This window comes from Burkholderia sp. E168m23, assembly GCF_016586125.1.
Taxonomy (GTDB): domain Bacteria; phylum Pseudomonadota; class Gammaproteobacteria; order Burkholderiales; family Burkholderiaceae; genus Burkholderia; species Burkholderia orbicola.
Genome location: NZ_BCPP01000269.1, coordinates 1 through 7,486, shown reverse-complemented (window position 1 = coordinate 7,486; position 7,486 = coordinate 1). Strand labels below are relative to the sequence as shown.

The following is a 7,486-nucleotide window of genomic DNA, read 5'->3' as shown; positions in this document are numbered from 1 at the left end:
TCCGGTCGACGTGCTGATCGAGACGCACGGCGCGCTCGCGCAGGCGGCCGCTCTCGCCGCACTGCCAACGGTCGGCACGCTGAGCTTCGGGCTGATGGATTTCGTCTCCGCGCACCACGGCGCGATCCCCGATTCCGCGATGCGCTCGCCCGGCCAGTTCGACCACCCGCTCGTGCGCCGCGCGAAGCTGGAAATCGCCGCGGCCTGTCATGCGCACGGCAAGACGCCGTCGCACAACGTGACGACCGAGGTGCGCGACATGGGCGTCGTCGCCGGCGATGCACGCCGCGCGCGCGACGAATTCGCTTTCACGCGGATGTGGAGCATCCATCCCGCGCAGATCCGCCCGATCGTCGACGCCTTCGCGCCGCGCACCGACGAAGTCACGCTGGCCGCCGAGATCCTGCTCGCCGCGCAGGCCGCCGACTGGGGCCCGACGCGCCACGGTGATACGCTGCACGATCGCGCGAGTTACCGTTATTACTGGTCGGTGCTGCGCCGTGCGCGGGCCACCGGCCAGCCCGTACCGGACGAGGCCGCGCCGCTGTTCGGCCCGGCCGCCGCGGGCGCCGCGCCTTGAGGGCGCGCCGCCGGCCGATACACGCGTTTCATGCATTCGCCGGGACGCAAGCCGGACAGAGGTTTGCGAAACGACAAAAAACGTAACGGAGCCCGAAAACCTGATATATGCGCGGCCAAATAGGTGAAAATAGCGGCCGCTGCGCGCTTTCGGGGCGCGTGCAGTTTCAACCCGGCCGGCAGTTTCGATTGCCGGCCCTTGTCAACTGATTATCGAAAGGTTCTGACTCCATGAAGAAACTCCTGATCGCTACCGCCATCGGCGCCTTGTCCGCCACGATGCTGGTGTCGGCTCCGAGCGCGTTTGCCCAGGGTACGGCCACCACGACCGCGAAGAAGGCCACGGCCAAGCGCCCGGCGCCGGCCAAGCGCATCATCCCGCGCAGCAAGAAGGCGCAGGCGCGCGCAGCCGCCAAGGTCGATCCGGTACCGGACGGCGCGGTCAAGTGGGCCTGTAAGGAAGGCCTGTCGTTCGACCTCGCCGGCGACATGAAGCGCGACCAGGTCGTCACGGTTCATTGGGCGAAGAAGAACTACAAGCTGCCGCGTCAGGCCACGACGACGGGCGCCGACACGTTCTACGATCCGGCAGCCGGCTTCAAGCTGGTCGTGATCCCGACCAAGGCGATGCTGTTCTCCGACGCGAACGGCGGCGAGCGTCTCGCGGACGAATGCGTGACGCCGGAAATGGCACAGGGCAACGCAGCGCCGACGCAGTCGAACGAGCTGAAGCCGGCCGCGAACTAAGCGTCCCCCGGCCCCTCGATGTCCGCCCCGGTCTCCAACGTCCGCCCCGCGCCGGATTCGGTACTCGTCGACATCGTCGACTACGTGCTGAACACCGGCATCGACGGCGCGCTCGCGCTGGAGACGGCGCGTCATTGCCTGATCGACACGCTCGGATGCGGACTCGAGGCGCTGTCCTACCCTGCCTGCACCAAGCTGCTCGGCCCCGTCGTGCCCGGCACGATCGTGCCGAACGGCGCGAAGGTGCCGGGCACGTCCTTCCAGCTGGATCCCGTCCAGGCCGCGTTCGACATCGGCGCGATGATCCGCTGGCTGGACTTCAACGACACCTGGCTCGCCGCCGAATGGGGTCATCCGTCCGACAACCTCGGCGGGATCCTGGCGACGGCCGACTGGCTCTCCCGCACGGCCCGCGCGGCCGGCCGGAAGCCGCTCGCGATGCGCGACGTGCTAGTCGCGATGATCCAGGCCCACGAGATCCAGGGCTGCCTCGCGCTCGAGAACTCGTTCAACGCGGTCGGGCTCGACCACGTGCTGCTCGTGAAGGTCGCATCGACGGCCGTCGTCGGGCGCCTGCTCGGGCTCACGCGCGACGAGCTGATCAACGCGGTCTCCAACGCATTCGTCGACGGCCACGCGCTGCGTACGTACCGCCATGCGCCGAACACCGGTTCGCGCAAATCGTGGGCGGCCGGCGATGCCACGTCCCGCGCGGTGCGCCTCGCGCTGATCGCGAAAACGGGTGAAATGGGTTATCCGTCGGCGCTCACCGCCAAAACCTGGGGCTTCTACGACGTGCTGTTCGACGGCAAGCCGTTCCGCTTCCAGCGCCCGTACGGCACGTACGTGATGGAAAACGTGCTGTTCAAGATCGCATTCCCCGCCGAATTTCATGCGCAGACGGCCGCCGAGGCCGCGCTGCAGCTGCACGCGCAGCTCGCCGCGGCGGGCCGCACGACCGACGACATCAGCCGGATCACGATCCGCACGCACGCGGCCGCGATCCGCATCATCGACAAGCAGGGCCCGCTCGCCAATCCGGCCGACCGCGACCACTGCATCCAGTACATGGTCGCCGTGCCGCTGCTGTTCGGCCGGCTGACCGCGGCCGACTATGAAGACGCGGCCGCGGCGGACCCGCGCATCGACGCGCTGCGCGCGAAAACCGTGTGCGTCGAGGATCCGCAGTTCACAAAGGATTACCACGATCCGGACAAGCGATCGATCGCGAATGCGCTGACGATCGCGTTCACGGACGGATCGAAGCTTGCCGAAGTGGCGGTCGAGTATCCGCTCGGCCATCGGCGGCGGCGCGCCGAAGGCGTTCCGCTCCTGGTCGAGAAGTTCAGGACCAACCTCGCCCGTCGCTTTCCGGCCAAGCAGCAACAAGCGATTCTCGACGTGTCGCTGGACCAGGCAAAGCTCGAAGCGATGCCGGTCGATGAGTACGTCGACTTGTACGTGATATAGCCGTCATTTACAGGACACGTAGTTTCCTAGCCTTAAACCCAGGAAAATCACCATGGCCCACAATCTCCACAAGACCCTCAAGGAATTCGACAGCGGTTCCGGCAAAGGCAAGTTCTACTCGCTGCCGCAGCTCGGCAAGGAACTGAAGACGAAGATCGAACGCCTGCCGGTGTCGATCCGCATCGTGCTCGAGTCCGTGCTGCGCAACTACGACGGCAAGAAGATCACCGAAGAGCACATCGAGCAGCTCGCGAACTGGAAGCCGACCGCGAAGCGCGTCGACGAGATTCCGTTCGTCGTGTCGCGCGTCGTGCTGCAGGATTTCACGGGCGTACCGCTGCTCGCCGACATCGCGGCCATGCGCGGCGTCGCCGAACGCACGGGCAAGAACCCGAAGAAGATCGAACCGCTGGTCCCGGTCGATCTCGTCGTCGATCACTCGGTCCAGATCGACTACTTCCGCCAGAAGGACGCGCTCGACCTGAACATGAAGCTGGAATTCCAGCGCAACAACGAGCGCTACCAGTTCATGAAGTGGGGCATGCAGGCGTTCGACACGTTCAAGGTCGTGCCGCCGGGCGTGGGCATCGTCCACCAGGTGAACCTCGAATACCTCGCGCGCGGCGTCCACAAGAAGACCGACGGCGGCGACACCGTGTACTACCCGGACACCCTCGTCGGCACGGACAGCCACACGACGATGATCAACGGCATCGGCGTGGTCGGCTGGGGCGTGGGCGGCATCGAGGCGGAAGCCGGCATGCTCGGCCAGCCGGTGTACTTCCTGACGCCGGACGTCGTCGGCGTCGAGCTGAAGGGCAAGCTGCGCGAAGGCGTGACGGCCACCGACCTGGTACTGACGATCACCGAAATGCTGCGCAAGGAGAAGGTCGTCGGCAAGTTCGTCGAATTCTTCGGCGAAGGCACGCGCTCGCTGTCGCTGCCGGACCGCGCGACGATCGGCAACATGGCGCCGGAATACGGCGCGACGATGGGCTTCTTCCCGGTCGACGAAAAGACGATCGACTACTTCGAAGGCACGGGCCGCACGAAGGCCGAAATCGCCGCGTTCGAAAACTACTTCAAGGCGCAGAACCTGTTCGGCATCCCGAAGGCCGGCGACATCGACTACACGAAGACGGTGACGCTCGACCTCGCGACGGTCGCGCCGTCGCTGGCCGGCCCGAAGCGCCCGCAGGACCGCATCGAGATCGGCCACGTCAAGTCGACGTTCACCGACCTGTTCTCGAAGCCGGTCGCGGAAAACGGCTTCGCGAAGAAGGCGGAAGACCTGAACACGCAATACACGACGAGCAACGGCGTCGACGTGAAGAACGGCGACGTGCTGATCGCCGCGATCACGTCGTGCACGAACACGTCGAACCCGAGCGTGCTGCTGGCCGCCGGCCTGCTCGCGAAGAAGGCGGTCGAGGCCGGCCTCACGGTCGATCCGAAGATCAAGACCTCGCTCGCACCGGGATCGCGCATCGTCACCGAATACCTGACGAAGACGGGCCTGCTGCCCTACCTGTCGAAGCTCGGCTTCGAAGTCGCGGCGTACGGCTGCACGACCTGTATCGGCAACGCGGGCGACCTGACGCCGGAACTGAACGAGGCGATCACGAAGAACGACATCGTCGCGGCGGCCGTGCTGTCCGGCAACCGTAACTTCGAAGCGCGTATCCACCCGAACATCCGCGCGAACTTCCTCGCGTCGCCGCCGCTGGTCGTCGCGTACGCGATCGCCGGCAACATCACGCGTGACCTGATGACCGAGCCGGTCGGCAAGGGCAAGGGCGGCCGTGACATCTACCTCGGCGACATCTGGCCGACGAGCGACGAAATCCACGCGCTGCTCAAGTTCGCGCTCGATCCGAAGAAGTTCGAGGACAACTACTCGAAGCTGACCAAGAAGGGCGACCTCTGGAGCAAGATCGAGGGCGAATCGGGCGAGGTCTACGACTGGCCGAAGTCGACGTACATCGCCGAGCCGCCGTTCTTCGGCAACGACTTCTCGATGGAGCCGGCTGCATCGATCCCGACGGTCAAGGGCGCGCGCGCACTGGGCATCTTCGGCGACTCGGTCACGACCGACCACATCAGCCCGGCAGGCTCGATCAAGGAAGACTCGCCGGCAGGCAAGTGGCTGAAGGAAAACGGCGTGCAGAAGGCCGACTTCAACAGCTACGGCTCGCGCCGCGGCAACCATGACGTGATGATGCGCGGCACGTTCGCGAACGTCCGGATCAAGAACCTGATGATCCCGCCGAAGGCGGACGGCACGCGCGTCGAAGGCGGCCTGACGATCCACCAGCCGAGCGGCGAACAGCAGTCGATCTACGACGCAGCGATGCAGTACGTCGCAGCCGGCACGCCGACCGTGGTGTTCGCGGGCGAAGAGTACGGCACGGGCTCGTCGCGCGACTGGGCCGCGAAGGGCACGCAGCTGCTCGGCGTGAAGGCCGTGATCGCACGCAGCTTCGAGCGCATCCACCGCTCGAACCTGGTCGGCATGGGCGTGCTGCCGCTGCAGTTCAAGGGCGCGGACAGCGTCCAGTCGCTCGGCATCACCGGTGAAGAGACGTACGACATCGAAGGCCTTGGCGACGACTTCAAGCCGCAGCAGGACGTCACGCTCGTGATCCATCGCAAGAACGGCGAAACGCAGCGCGTGCCGGTGCTGCTGCGCATCGATACGCCGATCGAAGTCGACTACTACAAGCACGGCGGGATTCTGCCGTTCGTGCTGCGCTCGCTGCTCGCAGCGTAAGCGCGCGGCTGTTGCAGGTGCCGCAGCCGCCTCGCGGGCGGTTGCGGCCGATTTGGATGCCCGACCTCGTGTCGGGCTTTTTTTCGTCTGTCGCTCGGTGGGCCCGCGGCGTAGCGTCGACCGCACGGCGGCGCCACGCTTTCGCGGGATGTCACCGGCCGGCATCCGGCTCGCGCGTCACGCCGCCTTGCTGCTTCGCACCTTCGCGCCCGCGGAGGAACCCGCCCGCGCGTTCTTCTTCAGATGGGTGCGGTTGTATTCGATCGCCGCGCGCACGAGGTGCTTCAACGCCCGCTTGTCGAGCTTGTCGCCTTCGAAGAAATCGATCGCGCGCCGCGCATTGCCTTCGAGGCCGTCGTTGAACAGCTGGTCGGGATCGGGCAATTTCGCGCCGTGCATGAACGTCAGCTTCACCTTGCCCTTGTGCGCGTTCGCGACCGCGATCATCCCGTCGCACGACCACACGGGGCTGCCCATCCACTTCCATTCCTCGACGATGCTGTCGTCCGCCGCGAGAATCGTCTGCCGGAGCTCGGCGAACGTCTTGCCGCGCCAGTCGACGATGCCGGCGATCAGCGCATCGATACGCTCCGACGGGGTCGGGTCCGATGCTGCGCTCATGAGCGGGCCTCCGTGCCTTCGTCGGGGTGCGCCAGCACCTGTTCGAGCGAATCGAAGAACCGCACCCAGCCGTGCTGCGCACCGCGGTAGGCCTGTTCCTGATCCGTACGGAAGCCCGCCTGCTCCATGCGCAGGTGCGTGCCGGCCGGCGTCGGCGTAAGCGTCCACGTCACGACGCTTTCGAGGCCGTGGGCCGCCCACGTATAGGACAGCGTGCGGTGCCGCTCGATCGCGAGGACCGTACAGTCGACCGAGCCCCAGTCCGCGCGAAAGCTGAACGCACGGCCCGCGACGGGCTCGAAGTCGCTCTTCATCAGCCAAGCCTCGATCAGGTGCGGTTGCGTGAGCGCGCGCCAGATCTTCTCCGGCGGATGCGGCAGTTCCCGGTCGACGACGACGGAGCGCGTTTCGGTAGTGGCTTGGTTCATTACTGATCCATCCTTTTGAGCAGATCTTCGAGGGCATCGAACCGGCTCTGCCAGAAGCCCGCCATCTGGCTCGTCCAGTCGATCAACGGGGCCAGCGCCTGCGGCTGCGCGCTGTAGTGCGTCTGCCGGCCTTCGTGACGGTCGTTCACGAGCCCGGCCTGCTTCAGTACGCCAAGGTGCTTCGACACGGCCGGCTGCGACACGCCCGCGTGGGCGGTCAGCGCGGCAACCGTCAGCTCGCCCTCCGCGCAGAGCCGCTCGAAAAGCGCGCGGCGCGTGGGATCGGCGAGTGTGCGGAACAGCGTGTCGTGAGCGGTCTGCATGCCGGGCAAAATCCATAACTCGATGGTTATGAATTGGATAATATCTGCTGAGCGCCGCACGTCAAGGCGGGATTTCGCGAACGACGTCGTTCGATCTCGCGCCACGGGTGCGTGCGTCGCACCGGCCCGCGCCCGCGCCGGATTCGAGCATTTCTTCTAATCGGCGATTGTGACGCGCGATCCGAAAGCAGCCTGCAAGACTGCCCGACGCGCCGTTCCACAGTTCGGGAAACGTCCGGAGTCGGCCTGCCCCGTTCTTGTGCCTGCACGAAGCCGTTCCTGACGGGTTGCTTCCAATGACCACATAGTGCGATACGGCGTGCCGCCATTGACACGCAAACGTCATGCATCCACGCGGTCTCACCTCCACGAACGCGCACATTCCAACGCTGCAACGAACGACTCGTGCGTGTGAGCGACGCGCGTCGCCGCACCGTCGTACCGCGAACCGGTTCCGCCCGCCGGCCTCGCCATCGTCAACATGTACGACGCCGCGCGCGCACTCATGCGTCCCATTGTCAGAACTGACAGCTATGGAAAATGGCAGC

The 7,486-nt window shown here is 65.9% G+C and carries 6 protein-coding genes and 1 pseudogene; 4 read left to right on the top strand and 3 right to left on the bottom strand.

Features of this window, described 5'->3' with window-relative positions; translation table 11 throughout:
• The 4 genes and pseudogenes from JMF90_RS15770 to acnA all read left to right on the top strand — a co-directional run.
• Nucleotides 1–580: pseudogene (locus JMF90_RS15770) on the top strand (CoA ester lyase); the annotation flags it as partial.
• Nucleotides 581–810: 230 nt separating this feature from the next.
• The gene (locus JMF90_RS15765; RefSeq protein ID WP_006479359.1) at nucleotides 811–1,326 is read left to right on the top strand and encodes a hypothetical protein; all 516 of its coding nucleotides are present in this window, start codon (nucleotides 811–813) and stop codon (nucleotides 1,324–1,326) included.
• An 18-nt stretch (nucleotides 1,327–1,344) separates the two neighbouring features.
• A complete protein-coding gene (locus JMF90_RS15760; protein ID WP_011548109.1) occupies nucleotides 1,345–2,796 on the top strand; it encodes a bifunctional 2-methylcitrate dehydratase/aconitate hydratase in 1,452 nt (483 codons plus the stop codon).
• A gap of 52 nt (nucleotides 2,797–2,848) precedes the next feature.
• Entirely contained in the window at nucleotides 2,849–5,566 is a 2,718-nt protein-coding gene (gene acnA / locus JMF90_RS15755; protein WP_011548110.1) for an aconitate hydratase AcnA, read from the top strand.
• Between the two features lie 177 nt (nucleotides 5,567–5,743).
• On the opposite strand, the gene JMF90_RS15750 is transcribed toward acnA, so the two are convergent.
• The 3 genes from JMF90_RS15750 to JMF90_RS15740 are packed head-to-tail and all read right to left on the bottom strand — an operon-like array spanning nucleotide 5,744 to nucleotide 6,938.
• Nucleotides 5,744–6,187, bottom strand: coding sequence for a DUF1801 domain-containing protein (locus tag JMF90_RS15750; protein WP_006479363.1), 444 nt, complete (start codon nucleotides 6,185–6,187; stop codon nucleotides 5,744–5,746).
• Nucleotides 6,184–6,615: an SRPBCC domain-containing protein gene (locus tag JMF90_RS15745; protein WP_011548111.1), complete on the bottom strand. Its 432-nt coding sequence runs from the start codon at nucleotides 6,613–6,615 to the stop codon at nucleotides 6,184–6,186. Before JMF90_RS15745 ends, JMF90_RS15750 begins: the two co-directional genes overlap by 4 nt.
• The gene (locus JMF90_RS15740) at nucleotides 6,615–6,938 is read right to left on the bottom strand and encodes a helix-turn-helix transcriptional regulator (protein WP_011548112.1); all 324 of its coding nucleotides are present in this window, start codon (nucleotides 6,936–6,938) and stop codon (nucleotides 6,615–6,617) included. Before JMF90_RS15740 ends, JMF90_RS15745 begins: the two co-directional genes overlap by 1 nt.
• Nucleotides 6,939–7,486: the final 548 nt, after the last annotated feature.